16 protein-coding genes are annotated in these 16,402 nt (G+C 69.0%); 10 read left to right on the top strand and 6 right to left on the bottom strand.

Annotated elements, in window-relative coordinates; all coding sequences use genetic code 11:
- The first annotated feature begins 4 nt into the window (after window positions 1-4).
- The 3 genes from AB0J16_RS14540 (at window position 5) to AB0J16_RS14530 (ending at window position 4,383) form a co-directional block, all read left to right on the top strand.
- Window positions 5-1,387, top strand: a complete 1,383-nt coding sequence (locus AB0J16_RS14540) for an alpha/beta fold hydrolase (protein ID WP_358538643.1) — start codon at window positions 5-7, stop codon at window positions 1,385-1,387.
- A gap of 182 nt (window positions 1,388-1,569) precedes the next feature.
- Window positions 1,570-3,729 (top strand): protein kinase, encoded by a 2,160-nt coding sequence (locus AB0J16_RS14535; protein ID WP_358538640.1) that lies wholly within the window; start codon window positions 1,570-1,572, stop codon window positions 3,727-3,729.
- Window positions 3,730-3,765: 36 nt separating this feature from the next.
- Complete coding sequence (locus tag AB0J16_RS14530; protein ID WP_358538637.1) at window positions 3,766-4,383, top strand: SIMPL domain-containing protein; 618 nt, start codon at window positions 3,766-3,768, stop codon at window positions 4,381-4,383.
- Window positions 4,384-4,623: 240 nt separating this feature from the next.
- Here the strand turns inward: AB0J16_RS14530 and nadA are convergent, their stop codons facing one another.
- The gene (gene nadA, locus AB0J16_RS14525) at window positions 4,624-5,781 is read right to left on the bottom strand and encodes a quinolinate synthase NadA (protein WP_358538634.1); all 1,158 of its coding nucleotides are present in this window, start codon (window positions 5,779-5,781) and stop codon (window positions 4,624-4,626) included.
- A 157-nt stretch (window positions 5,782-5,938) separates the two neighbouring features.
- Here nadA and erpA point away from each other — a divergent pair, with 157 nt between their 5' ends.
- Together erpA and AB0J16_RS14515 are read left to right on the top strand one after the other, a co-directional pair.
- Window positions 5,939-6,292, top strand: a complete 354-nt coding sequence (gene erpA, locus AB0J16_RS14520) for an iron-sulfur cluster insertion protein ErpA (RefSeq protein WP_214637841.1) — start codon at window positions 5,939-5,941, stop codon at window positions 6,290-6,292.
- Window positions 6,293-6,405: 113 nt separating this feature from the next.
- Window positions 6,406-7,392: a carbohydrate kinase family protein gene (locus AB0J16_RS14515; protein WP_358538631.1), complete on the top strand. Its 987-nt coding sequence runs from the start codon at window positions 6,406-6,408 to the stop codon at window positions 7,390-7,392.
- A gap of 125 nt (window positions 7,393-7,517) precedes the next feature.
- Here AB0J16_RS14515 and AB0J16_RS14510 read toward each other — a convergent pair whose 3' ends face one another.
- The 3 genes from AB0J16_RS14510 to AB0J16_RS14500 form a co-directional block, all read right to left on the bottom strand.
- Complete coding sequence (locus tag AB0J16_RS14510; RefSeq protein ID WP_358538628.1) at window positions 7,518-7,949, bottom strand: CBS domain-containing protein; 432 nt, start codon at window positions 7,947-7,949, stop codon at window positions 7,518-7,520.
- Between the two features lie 81 nt (window positions 7,950-8,030).
- Complete coding sequence (locus AB0J16_RS14505; protein WP_225298426.1) at window positions 8,031-8,276, bottom strand: sulfurtransferase TusA family protein; 246 nt, start codon at window positions 8,274-8,276, stop codon at window positions 8,031-8,033.
- Window positions 8,273-9,415, bottom strand: coding sequence for a cysteine desulfurase family protein (locus tag AB0J16_RS14500; RefSeq protein WP_358538625.1), 1,143 nt, complete (start codon window positions 9,413-9,415; stop codon window positions 8,273-8,275). The genes AB0J16_RS14505 and AB0J16_RS14500 overlap by 4 nt, the downstream gene beginning before the upstream one ends.
- Window positions 9,416-9,590: 175 nt before the next feature.
- On the opposite strand from AB0J16_RS14500, the gene AB0J16_RS14495 reads away from it, so the two are divergent.
- The 4 genes from AB0J16_RS14495 (at window position 9,591) to AB0J16_RS14480 (ending at window position 13,881) form a co-directional block, all read left to right on the top strand.
- A complete protein-coding gene (locus AB0J16_RS14495; protein WP_358538623.1) occupies window positions 9,591-10,385 on the top strand; it encodes a cytochrome c oxidase subunit II in 795 nt (264 codons plus the stop codon).
- Window positions 10,382-12,043, top strand: a complete 1,662-nt coding sequence (gene ctaD, locus AB0J16_RS14490) for a cytochrome c oxidase subunit I (protein ID WP_357944954.1) — start codon at window positions 10,382-10,384, stop codon at window positions 12,041-12,043. The genes AB0J16_RS14495 and ctaD overlap by 4 nt, the downstream gene beginning before the upstream one ends.
- Window positions 12,043-12,456, top strand: a complete 414-nt coding sequence (locus AB0J16_RS14485) for a cytochrome c oxidase subunit 4 (protein WP_225298434.1) — start codon at window positions 12,043-12,045, stop codon at window positions 12,454-12,456. Before ctaD ends, AB0J16_RS14485 begins: the two co-directional genes overlap by 1 nt.
- 141 nt (window positions 12,457-12,597) lie before the next feature.
- Window positions 12,598-13,881: an Ig-like domain-containing protein gene (locus AB0J16_RS14480; RefSeq protein ID WP_358538619.1), complete on the top strand. Its 1,284-nt coding sequence runs from the start codon at window positions 12,598-12,600 to the stop codon at window positions 13,879-13,881.
- 210 nt (window positions 13,882-14,091) lie between these two features.
- Here the strand turns inward: AB0J16_RS14480 and trpD are convergent, their stop codons facing one another.
- Both trpD and AB0J16_RS14470 read right to left on the bottom strand, forming a co-directional pair.
- Window positions 14,092-15,138 carry an anthranilate phosphoribosyltransferase gene (gene trpD, locus AB0J16_RS14475; RefSeq protein ID WP_358538615.1) on the bottom strand — a complete coding sequence of 349 codons (1,047 nt, stop codon included), beginning with the start codon at window positions 15,136-15,138 and terminating at the stop codon, window positions 14,092-14,094.
- Window positions 15,139-15,147: 9 nt separating this feature from the next.
- Window positions 15,148-15,546 carry a hypothetical protein gene (locus AB0J16_RS14470; protein WP_357641975.1) on the bottom strand — a complete coding sequence of 133 codons (399 nt, stop codon included), beginning with the start codon at window positions 15,544-15,546 and terminating at the stop codon, window positions 15,148-15,150.
- A gap of 197 nt (window positions 15,547-15,743) precedes the next feature.
- Between AB0J16_RS14470 and AB0J16_RS14465 the strand changes: the two genes are divergently transcribed.
- The gene (locus AB0J16_RS14465) at window positions 15,744-16,394 is read left to right on the top strand and encodes a heme-copper oxidase subunit III (RefSeq protein ID WP_225298440.1); all 651 of its coding nucleotides are present in this window, start codon (window positions 15,744-15,746) and stop codon (window positions 16,392-16,394) included.
- Window positions 16,395-16,402 lie beyond the last annotated feature (8 nt).

The following is a 16,402-nucleotide window of genomic DNA, read 5'->3' as shown; positions in this document are numbered from 1 at the left end:
TCACGTGGAGCGACGACTGCTGGTGCTCGCGGCCACTGCCTTCGTGGTGGCGGCCGTGCTGTACAGCGCCTGGATGCCCGGCCAGTTCACCAGTCCGCTGGTCGATCGGAGCGACGGCCTGGTCGGCGAGCTGGCGGCGCGCGACCAGCCCGCGACGCGCCTGTTCAGGACCGCCGACGTGCTGGCGGGCCTGGCGATCGTGCTCGGGGTGGCGCTGACGCCTCGGGTGCGGCGGGAGCGGTTCGCCTGGCTCGGGCTGGCGGCCTTCGGCGTTCTCGTACTCGCCGGTGGGCTGTTCCCGCTCGACTGCGCCGCGCTGGGCGATCCCGTCTGCGAGCTCGGCCCGCTGTCGCTCTCGCACCACGTCCACGCCGTGACCGGTGTGCTGGCCACGGCCGCCGTGCTGGCCGCGATGGCCCTGCTGAGCCGCTACTGGGACACCTGCCTCGCCTGGCTGATCACCGGCGCGGCCCTGGGCGTCACCGCACTGACGCTGGCGGCCATCGCGGGCGGGTATCCGGCCGGGCTGGCGCAGCGCGGGCAGGCGACGCTTGTGGCGATCTGGCTGGTGTACGTCGCGCTGCGGCTGCTGGAGGCCGACGACCCTCCGCTGTCGCTTGGTCAGGGGCCGCATGTGGTCGTTCAGGGCGCGGGGCCGGTCGTGCTCATCAGCGCGGGGCTGGGCGGTGTGTCGTCCCACTGGGACGGGGTGGCCGCCGAACTCGCGCGGAGCCACCGGGTGATCCGCTTCGACCGGCCCGGTCTCGGCCGCAGTCCCGCCTCGCCGGCTCCACCCACTCTGTACGGGGAAGCGGCCCGCCTGGCCGCCCTGGCCCCCGCCCATCCCGAACAGGTCACCGTGGTGGCCCACTCGGTGGCCGCCTGGCACGCGGAGGCCTTCGTCAGGCTGCATCCGATGTGCGTGTCCCGGCTGGTGCTCGTCGACCCGAGCCGCGCCGACCGTGACCGGCGCGCCTCGTCGCTCGGCCGGTCCGTCGGCCGATGGCTGCCCGCGCTGGGCGGTGCCTGGGGGGCCGCCGCGCTCGCCCTCCTGGCGGGGCCGGTCGTCCATCGGCTGGTCAGCGGGCTGCCGGACCGGGGGCGCGGGTACCGTACCGGCCGGGTGCTCGCCGCGGCGGTGGGGGAGTTCCTCGCCCGGCGGGACATGGCGGCCGACCTGCGCCTCGTCCGGGCGCGGCACGCCTTCCCGGACGTACCGGTAACGGTGATCAGCCCGGTGACCGTGATCAGCGCGGGTTGGAGGGCACGACGTCAGGAGCGGCTGGCGGGCGACCTGAACGCCGACCACGTCCGCCTGACCGCCTCGACCCGCCGCATCCACCTCGCCGCCTCTGGCGCGATCATCGACGCCGTCCGCGGCCTGTGACGCGACGCCGTCCGGGGCCGTGACGCCGTCCGGGGCCGTGACGCGACGGCGCGCCCGGTCTCGGTGGCGGACCGCGGACCGACGCGACCGGCGTGTTCTGGCTGGTGTGTGGGTCGATGGGCTGACGCGGAGCCGCAGAACCCACCAGAATGGCGGAAAAGACGCCATATATGGGGGTTGTAATGCCGGACCTCGTGGCCCTCAGGCCAGGGGATCCCGCGTCGGTCGGGGCGTACACCCTGTCGGGGCGGCTGGGCGAGGGCGGGCAGGGGACCGTCTATCTCGCGACCGCCGCCAACGGCGCGCGGGTCGCGGTGAAGCTGCTCCGCGCGGACCTGGCCGGGGACCATGAGGCGTCGGAACGGTTCGTCCGCGAGGTGGCGATGGCCCGGCGGGTCGCCCCCTTCTGCACCGCTCAGGTCATCGAGACGGGGTTGTTCGGCGGTCTGCCGTACATCGTCAGCGAGTACATCGACGGGCCGACGCTCGATGACGTGGTGCGTACGGACGGTCCGCGCTCGGGGACGTCCCTGCACCGCCTGGCGATCGGTACGGTGACCGCGCTCGTCGCCATCCACCAGGCGGGCATCGTGCACCGCGACTTCAAGCCGTCGAACGTCGTGCTGGCCTCCGACGGCCCCCGGGTGATCGACTTCGGCATCGCCAGGGCGCTCGACCTGACCTCGTCGCTGACGGCCAGCGCCATCGGCACACCGTCGTTCATGGCGCCCGAGCAGCTCACGGAGGCGGCTCCCGGGCCTCAGGCGGACATGTTCGCGTGGGCGTGCACGCTGTTGTTCGCCGCTTCCGGGCAGCCGCCGTTCGGGCAGGACAGCCTGCCGGCGGTGGTGAACCGGATCATCCATACCGACGCCGACGTCACGCCGATTCAGGATCCGGCGCTGCGCTCGCTGGTGACGGACTGCCTGGCCAAGGATCCCGGGCGGCGGCCGACGGCGGGTGAGGCGCTGATGCGGCTGCTCGGTCACGGGCCCGGCGGCGCGTCGCCCGGCCTCCAACACCAGCCCGGCGGCGCCTCGCCGAGTCTCCTGCACCAAGGGACCGCCGTGGCCGCCTCGGGCCCGGTCCCGCCGGTGACCTCGGGTCCCATCCCGGTGATGGGCTCCACGCCTCGGGCGCCGGGCGGCTCGGGGCCGGTGCCGTCGGCGCACATGCCGTACCAGCAGCCTCCGCCGCCCCCGTACGCGCGGCCGTTATACCAACAGCAGCTCCCGCTGACCCAGCCGCCCGCACGGACGGGCGGTCGGCGGGGCATCGGGTGGATCGTCGCCACGGCGGTCGCGTGCACGCTGGCGCTGGCCACGGTCGGCGGCATCGTCGCGGTACGGCTCGCGTCCCTGCCGGGCCCGATCGGCACATCCTCGCCGACACCGGACGACACGAACAGCACGGACGCCTCGTACATCCCGACCCCGACCCCGACGCCGAGCCCGGACCAGAGCACCCGGACCATCGCGCTCCCCGGCACCTCCGTCGAGATCCGGGAGAACGGCTCCGACCCGATCAAGCTGGCCTCCTACAGCCTGAACGGCGGCAAGGGCGTCTACATCCGGCGGGCCGCCTCCGACGACTTCACCCTCGACAACCACTACTTCGAGTACGCCCTGGACGCCGACGGCGCCCGCGCGCTCGCCACCGACGTCGACTACAGCGGCGACGGCTACTCCCTCGTGTCGATCATCGACCACCGGACCGGCGCCAAGCGCACGGTGAAACTCAGCACCAGGCCGGTGTTCCCGACGACGCCGCGCTGGTCGCCGGACGGCAAGCTCGGCCTGGTCACGCTCTTCAAGGACACAGGCGGGAAAAGCGTCGAGTACGGCTACGGCGTCATCGACGTCGCGCGGGGCACGGGCAAGGTCTACCAGGTCAAGGAGAAGGGCGCGGGCGAGTGGCGCTTCTTCTGGGACGCCGGCGGACAGGCCGTCGGTACGTGGGTGGGCGGCCGGATGAAGTTCTACGACCTGGACGGCAACGCGCTGCGTACGCTGTCCAGCGCGGGCTCACCCGTCTGGGTGGAGGGCGACGACGTCTCCCCGTCGGGCGGGCTGTTCCTGTCCCACTGCACCGCGGCGGGCGGCGCGGTCTGCGCCAGGCCCACGACGGGCGGCGGCGGCACGCCCGTGACCATCCCGTTCGTCACCAACCGGCTCATCGGCTGGTGGGATGACCAGCACCTGGCCGTGTGGCGGGCTAAGGGCGCCGGATATGAGGCGGTTGTGATCGATCTGAAGGGGCAGGTCATCAGAGTGCTGGCCACCGCGGCCAAGCGGGCCGAGTTCGACAAGATGGGCATGCGCTTCAGTCGCGGTACGCCCTGACGAACCCGCCGATCCTACGGACCCAAGGGGGTGCGCGTGGAAACGGAGCACGAGCAGATCGCCGTCGCCGGTGAAGGTGCGGTCTCGGCCGCGCCGGATGTCATGCGCCTGAACGCGGGCGTGGAGGTGCGCAGGACCTCGGCCGCCGAAGCCTTCGCCGCCGTCAGGGCCGCCGCCGTCCGGCTCACGGAGGCGCTGACGGGGGCCGGCATCGCCCCGGAGGACCTGCGTACCAGCGAGTTGTCCCTCGGCCCCGAGTACGAGGTCTATCCCAAGGTGGCCGCCTACAGAGCCGCGCAAGGCGTCGAGGCGCTGGTCCGCGACCTGTCGCGGGCCGACCGGGTGATCGACACCGTGGCGGCGGTGGGGGAGGAGGCGCGGCTGAACGGCGTCTCGTTCGAGCTGTCCGACCCCAGCGGGGCCCTGGCGGAGGCGAGGACACGGGCGTTCCGCGACGCCGCCGCCAAGGCCGCCCAGTACGCCGAACTGGCCGGGCGTTCGCTGGGCGGGGTCGTGTCGGTGACCGAGGAGTCGGTGGGCGGGCCGCAGCCGATGGCGTTCGCCGCGCTGGCGGCGGAGGAGAAGGCGTCGATCAGCCCCGGACGCCAGACCTTGTCGATCGGCGTCCGGGTCGTGTACGCCTTCGGCGACTAGTGGGGTTCGTCACGCGACTGTCTCGATCCCTGTGACGGTCCGTTGTGGCTGGGGTCCCTCCGGGGGGATTACCCCCTGCGGGGGAGTGGATGAGGGTGGTCCGTTGCGGCAGGGGCCCCTGGGGGAACCCCTGCGGGGGAGTGCCTGAGGAACGGTCCGTTGTGGCTGGGGCTCTTGGGCGGGATACCCCCTGCGGGGGAGCGGATAAGGGCGGTCCGTCGTGGCAGGGGAGCCCCGGCGTTAGGGGAGGGCCAGCATGCGGTCCAGGGCGACCTTGGCCCAGTGGGTGGTGTCGGGGTCGACCGTGATCTGGTTGACGACCTCCCCGAGCGCCAGTGACTCCAGCGCCCACACCAGGTGCGGCAGGTCGATCCGGTTCATCGTCGAGCAGTAGCAGACCGTCTTGTCCAGGAACGAGACGTTCTTGTCGGGGAACTGCGTGGCGAGCCGCTTGACCAGGTTCAGCTCGGTGCCGATCGCCCAGCTCGAACCCGCCGGAGCCGCCTCCAGCGTCTTGATGATGTGCTCGGTCGAGCCGACGTGGTCGGCCTTGAGCACCACCTCGTGCTTGCACTCCGGGTGCACGAGCACGTTGACGCCCGGGATGCGCCGCCGTACGTCATCGACCGACTCGGCCGTGAAACGGCCGTGCACCGAGCAGTGGCCCTTCCACAGGATCATCTTGGCGCGGTCGAGCTGCTCGCGGGTGAGGCCGCCGTTCGGGCGGTGGGGGTTCCAGACGACGCAGTCGTCCAGCGACATGCCCATCTCCAGCACCGCGGTGTTGCGCCCCAGATGCTGGTCCGGCAGGAAAAGCACCTTCTGCCCCTGCTCGAAGGCCCAGTCGAGGGCCCGCTTGGCGTTGGAGGAGGTGCAGACCGCGCCGCCGTTGCGGCCGCAGAAGGCCTTGATGTCGGCGCTGGAGTTCATGTACGTGACGGGAATCACCTGATCGGCGAGACCGGCGTCCTCCAGCGACTCCCAGCACTCCTCGACCTGGTCGAAGGTGGCCATGTCCGCCATCGAGCAGCCCGCCGCCAGGTCGGGCAGGATGACCTTCTGCTCCTGGCCGGTCAGGATGTCGGCGGACTCGGCCATGAAGTGCACGCCGCAGAAGACGATGAACTCCGCCTCCGGCCTGGCCGCGGCCTGCTGCGCGAGTTTGAAGGAGTCGCCGGTGACGTCGGCGAACTGGATGACCTCGTCACGCTGATAGTGGTGGCCCAGCACGAACAGCCGGTCACCGAGCGCCTCCTTGGCCTTACGCGCACGCTCCACCAGGTCCGGATCGGAGGCCGGTGGCAGCTCACCAGGACAGTCGACCCCCTTCTCGCTGTGCGGATCGGCGTCCCGGCCGAGTACGAAGAGCGGCAGCCCAGTCTGGGTGGCCATGGCCATACCCCCTTATCGTCGAACTGACGATACTCATCATGACATATAGCCCGTAGCGTTTATTCCGGGGGTCCGGAGGGCTGGGAATGTGTAGCACAGGGGATGTGTTGGTAGCGTCTAAGTAGGACGTCGTAAACAGACAGCCGGGTTAGGGAGTCAGCAGATGACGGTTGAGAGCAGCGAGACCACGACGCAGGGCCTGATCCTGACTGACGCGGCCGCCGCCAAGGTCAAGGCCCTGCTTGAGCAGCAGGGCGAAGAGGGCCTGCAGCTGCGCGTGGCCGTGCAGCCGGGTGGCTGCTCCGGTCTGCGCTACCAGCTCTTCTTCGACGACCGCTCGATGGACGGCGATGTCGTTACCGACTTCGGCGGCGTGAGCGTGGTCACCGACAGGATGAGCGCCCCTTACCTGCTGGGCGCCTCCATCGACTTCGTCGACACGATCGAGAAGCAGGGCTTCACCATCGACAACCCCAACGCCACCGGCTCCTGTGCCTGTGGCGACTCGTTCAACTAGTCGATGCGCTCAAGGTCCCGCTCGCATCCGTGCGACGCGGGACCTTCGCGTATCCTTACTCGCGTATCCTCGTTTGGTTCATTGGCTTGCCGACAACGAGGAAGAAGAATCCCGTGCGCATCGCCGTCACCGGCTCCATCGCGACCGACCACCTGATGACCTTCCCAGGAAGCTTCGGTGAGCAGCTCATCGCCGAGCAGCTAGATCGGGTGTCGCTCTCCTTCTTGGTGGACGACCTGCAGATACGTCGCGGCGGGTGCGCGGCGAACATCGCCTTCGGCATGGGCTGCCTGGGGCTCACCCCGATTCTCGTGGGCGCGGTCGGCTCGGACTTCGCCGACTACCGCTCCTGGCTGGAGCGCCACGGCGTGGACTGCGATTCCGTGCACGTCTCCGAGAACCATCACACGGCCCGCTTCCTGTGCACCACGGACGAGCATCACAACCAGATCGCCTCGTTCTACACCGGGGCGATGGCCGAGGCGCGGCTCATCGAGCTGCGGCCCGTCTCCGACCGCGTGGGCGGGCTCGACCTGGTGCTCATCAGCCCCAACGACCCCGACGCCATGCTGCGCCACACCGACGAGTGCCGCCAGCGTGGCATCCCGTTCGCCGCCGACCCCTCGCAGCAGCTCGCGCGCATGGGCGACCAGCAGATCCGTGACCTCGTCGACGGCGCCGCCTACCTGTTCTCCAACGACTACGAGAAGGGGCTCATCGAGCAGAAGACCGGCTGGTCCGACGCCGAGATCCTTGACCGGGTGGGCGTCCGCGTCACCACGCTCGGCCCCAAGGGCGCCGTCATCGACCGCGCGGGTGAGCCGTCCATCCAGGTCGCTCCCGCGCCGGAGCAGGGCAAGGCCGATCCGACCGGCGTCGGCGACGCCTTCCGCGCGGGCTTCCTGTCGGGTCTGGCCTGGGGCCTGCCGCTGGAGCGCTGCGGCCAGCTCGGCAACCTGACCGCCACGCACGTGCTGGAGCGGGTCGGCGGCCAGGAGTACGAGCTCGGGCAGAAGGCCTTCCTGGAGCGCTTCGGCGCCGCCTACGGAGCCGGGGCCGCCGAGGAGATCGCGGACCTCGTCCGCTGCCACCACGCCTGACCCACCGCTCGTGGAGCGCCCCGCCGCACGGTCAATGCGGCGGGGTGGTGTGTTTTCCCGCGAAGACGCGCCACATATGTACGCGACCACGGCGGGGCCTGTGCGCCCCGCGACGCGGCAGGCGGTCAGGCGCCCATGTACACCCGGTGCACGAACTCGACCAACTGGTCGTCGGGCAGGTGCCTGGCCAGGTCGGCCTCGGTGATCATGCCGACGATCCGCGTGTCCGCCATCACCGGCAGTCGCTTGATCTGATTCTCCTCCATGAGCTGGAGGGCCTCTTCGACCGTGGCGTCGACCGGCACCGAGACCAGCCCGACCACCAGGTCGCCCGCCCGCATGGCCGACGGGGCACGGCCCTCGGCCACGCACTTGATAACGATGTCGCGGTCGGTGATGATCCCGGTCACGCGATCGTCCACGCAGACCGGCAGTGCCCCGACGTGGCTGTCACGCATCATCTGCGCGGCCCGGTCGAGCGTCTCGTGGGCGGGGATGCACTCCGCGCCCTGGCTCATCAGGTCGCGCGCGGTCCGATGTGAATGTCCATCCGTCATGTCTTCCCCCCGGAAGTCGATGGTCTGACCCGAGGGACTTCCTACCCACTTTGGGATGTTCTGCGCCGTACGTACGAAATATCAGTAATTGCGGCGTACGTGGATGGACCAGCCGCCCTGCGGCAGTTCGTAGGAGCCCACGTGGCGGTGGGACTTCAGGCGGCACCACGCGGGGACGTCCGTGAACGCGGCCGGATCGTCGGCCAGGACGGCTATCACGGCGTTGAGCGGGACGTAGTTGATCTGCTCGGCGAGCATGATGATCGGGATCGGGCACTTCTTCCCGAGCGCGTCGATCGTCAACGCCGGCTGAATAACCTCGGTCATGCGACTCCTGCGTCCTGCCGGATTCGGTGCACCACATCGGGCAGCACGGCGAGGAACCTGTCGACCTCGGCCGCGGAAGCGCCCCTGGGCAGTGACACCCGGACATTCCCATGCGTGAGCACGCCCATGGCTTCCAGAACGTGCGATGGACGAAGCGTACTAGCGGTGCACGAACTCCCGGACGATACTGCGAATCCGGCCTTGTCCAGCTCGGTGAGCAGGACCTCCCCGTCGACGTAGAGGCAGGAGAAGGTCACGATGTGCGGCGCCCGCTCGATCGGATCGCCGATCACCTCCACGTCGGGCACGATCTCCGGCACGGTCCGCCTGATCTTGTCGACGAGCGCGGAGAGCCGGGAACGTTCGCGCGCCGCCTCGGCGGTCATCGCGCGCAGCGCGGCCGCGGCGGCGACGATGCCCGGTACGTTCTCGAACCCAGGGACCCGGCGCCGCTCGCGCTCGTCCTCCGGCAGGAACGACCTGAACCGCGTGCCCTTGCGCACCACCAGCACGCCCACTCCGGCGGGACCGCCCCACTTGTGGGCGCTGGCCGTCAGCACCGACCAGCCCTCCGGAATCGGCAGCCGACCGGCCGTCTGCGCGGCGTCGACCAGCAGCGGGACGCCGTGCTCCCGGCAGGCCGCGGCCACCTCCGCCACCGGCTGGAGCGTGCCGACCTCGTGGTTGGCCGTCTGCAGGCAGGCCAGGCCCGTGTCGGGCCTGGCGACGGCGGCCTTGAAGGCGGCCGGGTCGACGCGTCCGCGCAGATCCACCCCCACGATCTCCACCGTACCGCCGCCGCGTTCGTGCAGGCTGGCGGCGTGCAGCACGCTGGAGTGCTCGACCGCGCTCGTCACCAGATGCCGCCCCGCCCTCCGCCTGCCGTGTAGGGTGCCGAGCACGCCGAGATGCACGGCCTGTGTGCCCGAAGAGGTGAACGACACCTCGTCCGGGCGCGCGCCGAGCGCCTCGGCCACTTCCGTACGGGCCTGCTCCAGCAGTAGGTGCGCACGGCGGGCCTGGCCGTACAACCTCGCGGGGTCGGCCCAGCCGACATCGATCGCCGCCAGGAGCGCCTCGCGGGCCTGGGGGTGGAGCGGCTCGGTCGAGGCCGCGTCAAAGTACGCCACGAGACCCATCGTCCCACTTGCCGTACGCCTTCGAGGGGGCGCGCGGGAGGGCGGGGCTCTTGCACGCTAATGTGTCTGCAATCAGCTGTGCTTTTAGACATTACGAGCGCCCAGGAGGACTCCTGGGCTTCATCTGTGGGGTAGGCGATCCGTGAGTCCGACTCGCCGTTCGACACGGCGTTCGTTGGCCCGGCGCAGAGTGCCGCGAGCCGCCGCTTTGGCGTTGCTGCTGGCCTCCGCTACGGCATGTGCTAATGACATTCCCGAGGCCAATTGGCGTGAGGGTCTGCTTCCTACGCACATCACCAGCCAGGGCGACATCGTCCAGAATCTTTGGAACGGGGCCTGGGTCGCCGCACTCGCCACGGGCGCCGTGGTCATCGTCCTGATCATCTGGGCGTGTGTGTTCCATGTGAAGCGCAAGGCCAAGGCCGAGCTTCCGCCGCAGGTCCGTTACAACCTGCCGATCGAGATGCTCTACACCTTGATCCCGCTGGTGATGGTGTCGGTGTTCTTCTTCTTCACCGCGCGCGACAGCCGGGATCTGCAGGTCCTGTCCGGCCACCCTGACGTCAAGGTCAAGGTGGAGGCGTTCCAGTGGAGCTGGCGGTTCACCACGACGCTCAACGGCAAGACGTTGAAGCCGGTCGTGGGCCAGCCCGTGAGCGACTACAAGTCGGGCCCGCAGCTCGTGCTGCCCGTGGGCAAGACGGTGGAGTTCGAGCTGGAGTCGCCCGACGTCATCCACTCCTTCTGGGTGCCGGCGTTCCTGTTCAAGCGTGACGTCATCCCGGGGCTGCCCAAGGACAACAAGGGCCGCTTCTTCGAGATCAAGACGCTGGACAAGCCCGGCGTCTACGCGGGTCGCTGCGCCGAGCTGTGCGGCGTCGACCACAGCCGCATGCTCTTCTCGGTGAAGCTCGTCAAGCAGGCTGAGTACGACCAGTACATCGCGACTCAGGCTGGGAGCGCTCAGTGACCGCCATCCAAGAGCCAATCTCGACGACCCCGAGGCGTGCCAGCAAGGGCGCGGTGGTCGTGAAGTGGCTGTCCAGCACCGACCACAAGATCATCGGTCACCTCTATCTGATCACGTCGTTCGCCTTCTTCCTGATCGGCGGCGTCATGGCGCTGATCATGCGGGCCGAGCTGGCGCAGCCGGGGCTGCAGTTCACCAGCAATGAGCAGTTCAACCAGCTGTTCACCATGCACGGCACGATCATGCTGCTGATGTTCGCGACGCCGCTGTTCGCCGGGTTCGCCAACGAGCTGATGCCGCTGCAGATCGGCGCGCCGGACGTGGCCTTCCCCCGGCTGAACATGGTGAGCTACTGGCTCTACCTGTTCGGCAGCATCATCGCGGTGTCGGGCTTCTTCACGCCCAACGGCGCCGCCTCCTTCGGGTGGTTCGCCTACACGCCGCTGTCGACCGCGATCAGCTCGCCGGGCATGGGCGGTGACCTGTGGATCATGGGTCTGGCGCTGTCGGGCCTGGGTACGATCCTCGGCTCGGTCAACTTCATCACCACGATCATCTGCATGCGCGCGCCGGGCATGACGATGTTCCGCATGCCGATCTTCACCTGGAACATCCTGCTGACCAGCATGCTCGTGCTGATGGCCTTCCCGGTGCTGGCCGCCGCGCTGCTGGCCCTGGAGGCCGACCGCAAGCTCGGCACCCACATCTTCACCCCGGAGAACGGAGGGGCGCTGCTGTGGCAGCACCTGTTCTGGTTCTTCGGCCATCCGGAGGTCTACATCATCGCGCTGCCGTTCTTCGGCATCGTGAGTGAGATCTTCCCGGTGTTCAGCCGCAAGCCGATCTTCGGTTACATCAGCCTCGTGGCCGCGACGATCTCGATCGCCGGTCTGTCGATCACGGTCTGGGCGCACCACATGTTCCCGACCGGGCAGGTGTTGCTGCCGTTCTTCTCGTTCATGACGTTCCTCATCGCGGTGCCGACTGGCGTGAAGTTCTTCAACTGGATCGGCACGATGTGGCGTGGGCATCTCACGTTCGAGTCGCCGATGCTGTTCTCGATCGGCTTCCTGATCACCTTCCTGCTGGGCGGCCTGACCGGCGTCATCCTGGCCTCGCCGCCGCTCGACTTCCAGATCAGTGACACCTACTTCGTCGTGGCCCACTTCCACTACGTGGTGTTCGGCACGGTGGTGTTCGCGATGTTCGCCGGCTTCTACTTCTGGTGGCCCAAGTTCACCGGCAAGATGCTCGACGACAAGCTCGGCAAGCTGCAGTTCTGGCTGCTGTTCATCGGCTTCCACGCGACGTTCCTGATCCAGCACTGGCTCGGCGTCGTCGGCTTCCCGCGCCGCTACGCCGACTACAGCCCCGCCGACGGCTTCACCGACCTGAACCTCATCTCGTCGGTCGGCGCCTTCGTGCTCGGCCTGTCGGTGCTGCCGTTCTTCTACAACGTCTGGAAGACCGCGCGCAGCGCGCCGAAGGTCACGGTCGACGACCCGTGGGGCTACGGCAACTCGCTCGAATGGGCGACCTCCTGCCCGCCGCCGCGGCACAACTTCACCATGCTGCCGCGGATCCGGTCCGAGCGTCCCGCGTTCGACCTGCACTACCCGCACGTGTCCGCCAAGACGCCCCAGGAGGTCGAGGCCTGATGAAGGTACAGGGTTGGCTGTTCCTGCTGTGCGGCCTGTTCTTCGCCGGCGTGGACGTCGCTTACTGGTTCTGGACCAAGGCGGACACCGGCCACGGGGAGCCGGTCGGCACCACGGCCATGGCCATCTCGGTCGGCTTCGCGTTCATGATCGGCTACTACCTGATGTTCACGGCGCGGCGCATCGGCGACCAGCCCGAGGACAACAAGCAGGCCGAGATCAGCGACGGCGCCGGTGAGATCGGGTTCTTCAGCCCGAGCAGCTGGTGGCCGCTGTTCCTCTGCCTGGCGGCGGCGTTCGCGTTCGCCGGGTTCGTGATCGGGTTCTGGATGTTCCTGATCGGCGTGTTCCTGATCATCATGGCCATGATCGGATTCGTGTTCCAGTACTACCGGGGTAACTTCTCGCACTGACCGCGAGACTTTCGGCGGGTGTCCTCTTCTGGGAGAGGACGCCCGCTTTTTGTTGTTCTTTACCGGTGCGCGGATGTGACGAATCAATCACTCAGGGTAACAAGTGAGGGGAATGGATCGATCTCGGACGGGGGAGTGCACGTGGGGCGCTTGGCTCATGGATCCGCCGGGCTGCTGGCCCTGGCCCTGCTGACATCGTGTTCTGGGACCCAGACCGACCCTTCCGGAAGCGCCGGGGCGACCGGTGCCGCCACCGGGGGTCCGGCCGCCGGGGCCGCGGCCGGTCAGACCGCCGCGGTCGGTGACGGAGTCGCGAAGCCGCCTGTGGCGGCCACCGTGGTCGTGAATCCACTCAACAAAGCCGGAAATGTCCCGACGGACCAGACCGTGGTGGTCACCGCGCAGTCCGGCACCCTCAAGAGCGTCCGGATCCAGGGCGGCGGCAAGGCGGGCGAACTGCCGGGCGTGCTCAGCGCCGACGGCACCGCCTGGCGCAGCACCCGTACCGCCAGGCCGGGCACCACGTACACGATCACCACGCTCGCCGCCGGCGCCGACGGCAAGCCGATCGAGAGCACCAGCACGTTCTCGACGGTCAAGGCGACCAAGACCTTCGACATCGAGACGGTGACGCCGAACCGCTACGACACCGGCCTGACGGTCGGCGTCGGCATGCCGGTCATGATCACCTTCGACCAGCCGATCACCGACCGGGTGGCGGTCGAGCGCAATCTCGTCATCCACAGCTCGAAGCCGGTCGAGGGCGCCTGGCACTGGTTCGACGACCGGCACGTGGACTTCCGGCCGCTGCACTACTGGCCGGCCCACACCAACGTCCGCATGGAGGCCCACCTGGCCGGGGTGCGCGGGGCCGAAGGCGTGTACGGCAAGCGCGACTTCGCCTTCGACTTCAAGATCGGCCGTTCGCAGATCACCAAGGGCAGCACCGACGTCCACGTGCTGACGGTCCGCCGCGACGGCAAGACGATCCGTACCATGCCGATGAGCGCCGGCCAGGGCGGGGACTGGAAGTACTACACGACCTCCGGCATCCATCTGGCCATGTCCAGGGAGCCGGTGACCGTCATGACCTCGCCCGGCATCGGGCCCGGCTCGGCGGGCTACTACCAGATGACCGTCTACAACACCGTGCGCATCTCCAACAGCGGCGAGTACGTCCACAGCGCGCCGTGGTCGGTCGGCTCGCAGGGCTACGCGAACGTGAGCCACGGGTGCGTGAACGTCAGCCCGGAGAACGCGGCCTGGTTCATCAAGAACACGCTGATCGGGGACCCGATCATCATCACGGGCTCGCCCCGGGTGCTGGAGCCGACCAACGGGTGGGGGCACTGGCAGGAGAGCTGGCGGGAGTGGCTCAAGTGGAGCTCGCTGAAGGCCGCCCCCACCATGCTCCTTAACCGCTGAACGCTCCTTTACCGCTGAACGCTCCATAACCGCCGAACGCTCCTTTACCGCTGAACGCTCCTCCACCGCTGAGAGCTTTATCGCTCTGAAGGCTCTTTCGCTGAGAGCTCCACTCGTGGAGGGCTCTCCCGCTGAGACCCTCTGTACGTCCCTGTAGCCCTCGTTGCGGCCCTCTTGAGGGTTCGGCGGTCGGTACCGGTCTGGAAGGGGTCAGGCCGGGCGGAGGGAGCGGCTGGTCTCTATCCAGCGGTCCAGCGTGGCGGCGGCGCGGCCGGAGTCGACGGCCTGGACGGCGCGCGCGTAGCCGTCGATCATCGCCGCGTCGAGGTCGTCGCCGGGGCCGTCCAGCGCCACCAGGGCCGCCGCCGCGTTGAGCAGCACGGCGTCACGCACCGGGCCCGTCTTGCCCCGCAGGAGGTCGTGGACCGCCTGGGCGTTGAAGTCGACGTCGCCGCCCTTGAGGGCGCCCGCGTCGGCCCGGGGGATGCCGAGGACGGAGGGGTCGAAGACGGTCTGGGTGGCGACGCCCTCCTTGACGATCCAGACCGTGGAGGTCGTGGCGATCGTGAGCTCGTCGAGGCCGTCGTCGCCGCGGAAGACCAGGGCGGAGACGCCGCGCTCGGCGAAGACGCCCGCGAGGACCGGCAGCATGTTCTTGTCGAAGACGCCGATGGCCTGGGCCGCGGGGCGGGCCGGGTTGGTGAGCGGGCCGAGGAAGTTGAAGACGGTCGGGACGCCGATCTCCTTGCGCGGCGGCCCGGCGAAGCGCAGCGCGGGGTGGTAGACCGGGGCGAAGCAGAAGGCGATGCCCGCCTCGCGGGCGACGAGGGCCGTCTGCTCGGGCGTCAGGTCAAGGCGGATGCCCAGGTGCTCCAGCACGTCGGCGGCGCCGCACGAGGAGGAGGCGGCGCGGTTGCCGTGCTTGACCACGCGGGCGCCCGCGCCGGCGGCCACGATGGCGGCCATTGTCGAGACGTTGACCGTGTGAGCGCGGTCGCCGCCGGTGCCGACGACGTCGACGACCGGGCCCTCGACGTCGAGCGGGGTGGCCAGCTCCAGCATGGTGCGGGCCAGGCCCACCACCTCGGCCACCGTCTCGCCCTTGGCCCGCAGCGCGACCGCGAACCCGGCGATCTGGGCCGACGTCGCGGAGCCGGACATGATCTCCCGCATCGCCCAGGAGGTCTCATCGGCGGTCAGATGCTCACCCGACAGGAGAGCCGAGAGCAGGGCGGGCCAGGTCGTCCGGGCATCCACGGCAGGCACCTACTTTGCGTTGAGTCGGGTCGAGGCGCGGCGGCGCATCAGGTCGGCGACGGTGTCGGCCAGGACCATGGGCTCCAGCGGCTGCGGGACCACGGCGTCGGCCTTGGACCAGTCGGCCAGCCAGCGGTCGTCGCGCCGGGCGATGATCAGGCAGACGGGCGGGCAGTCGTAGACCTCGTCCTTGGCCTGGCGCGAGACGCCCATGCCGCCGGCGGGCTGGGTCTCGCCGTCGAGGATGGCCACGTCGATCTCGCCGGAGCCCAGCCACTGGTGAACCTTGGGCTCGGTGGCGCACTCCACGATCTCCACGAGGGGGACATCGGCGGCGGGTCGCCGGCCGATCGCCAGCCGAACCTCTTCACGGGTGGCGGCGTCGTCGCTGTAGACGAGGACCCTCATCGTGTCGTCGGTGCTCACGGTCGCGCTCACTATCGGTCGTAGCTGTATGGTCACCTGGGATCGTACCGGTGCCCCGGCCCGCAATCCCAGGCCGCCGTCTCTGGCGGGCGTTTTGTCCTCATTTTTTGAGGTTACGGGCATGTTTGTTCCTGCTTACGGGGGGGTCGTGCGCGGGACCGCCCACAGAAGCCGCAATAATGCTGCCCGTGGCGACAGCATCCGCAATAACTTCGACGACGACAGCACAGCCGTACCGCAGACCCAATCTGGTCAGCGTCGGTACGATCGTCTGGCTGTCCTCTGAGCTCATGTTCTTCGCGGCGCTGTTCGCGATGTACTTCACCATCCGGTCGGTGAGCGAGGGCAACGGCCTCGAGTGGGGCCCCGCGCTCCTGCAGAAGGGCGTGGAAGCCGAAGGCGCTCACCTGAACATCCCGTTCGCGACGGTCAACACGATCATCCTGGTCCTGTCGAGTGTGACGTGCCAGCTGGGCGTATGGGCCGCGGAGAAGGGGCAGGTCGGCAAGCTCCGCTTCTGGTATCTCGTGAGCTTCCTGATGGGCGCGGTCTTCGTCGCCGGTCAGCTGTACGAGTACGGCGAGCTGGCGAAGGAGGGCGCGACCCTTTCCGCGAACGCCTTCACCTCGGTGTTCTACCTGACGACGGGCTTCCACGGCCTGCACGTCACGGGTGGCCTGATCGCGTTCCTCTTCATGCTGGGACGGACGTACGCCGCGAAGCGCTTCACGCATGAGCAGGCCACCAGCGCCATCGTCGTGTCCTACTACTGGCACTTCGTCGACGTCGTCTGGATCGGTCTTTTCGCGACCATCTACATTATTCGTTAAGGAACGGG

It is taken from the genome of Nonomuraea sp. NPDC049750, assembly GCF_040659625.1.
Lineage (GTDB): Bacteria > Actinomycetota > Actinomycetes > Streptosporangiales > Streptosporangiaceae > Nonomuraea.
Note: the sequence above shows the minus strand (reverse complement) of the source record. Positions and strands in the feature narration are given on the sequence as shown.

Excerpts from the sequence above, each read along its gene's own strand:
- AB0J16_RS14505 (WP_225298426.1), bottom strand. The coding sequence starts at position 8,276 with ATGACCGAGGTTATTCAGCCGGCGTTGACGATCGACGCGCTCGGGAAG.
- nadA (WP_358538634.1), bottom strand. The coding sequence starts at position 5,781 with ATGGCCATGGCCACCCAGACTGGGCTGCCGCTCTTCGTACTCGGCCGG.
- AB0J16_RS14470 (WP_357641975.1), bottom strand. The coding sequence starts at position 15,546 with ATGAGGGTCCTCGTCTACAGCGACGACGCCGCCACCCGTGAAGAGGTT.
- AB0J16_RS14535 (WP_358538640.1), top strand. The coding sequence starts at position 1,570 with ATGCCGGACCTCGTGGCCCTCAGGCCAGGGGATCCCGCGTCGGTCGGG.
- AB0J16_RS14500 (WP_358538625.1), bottom strand. The coding sequence starts at position 9,415 with ATGGGTCTCGTGGCGTACTTTGACGCGGCCTCGACCGAGCCGCTCCAC.
- AB0J16_RS14510 (WP_358538628.1), bottom strand. The coding sequence starts at position 7,949 with ATGACGGATGGACATTCACATCGGACCGCGCGCGACCTGATGAGCCAG.
- AB0J16_RS14465 (WP_225298440.1), top strand. The coding sequence starts at position 15,744 with ATGCTGCCCGTGGCGACAGCATCCGCAATAACTTCGACGACGACAGCA.
- AB0J16_RS14485 (WP_225298434.1), top strand. The coding sequence starts at position 12,043 with ATGAAGGTACAGGGTTGGCTGTTCCTGCTGTGCGGCCTGTTCTTCGCC.
- erpA (WP_214637841.1), top strand. The coding sequence starts at position 5,939 with ATGACGGTTGAGAGCAGCGAGACCACGACGCAGGGCCTGATCCTGACT.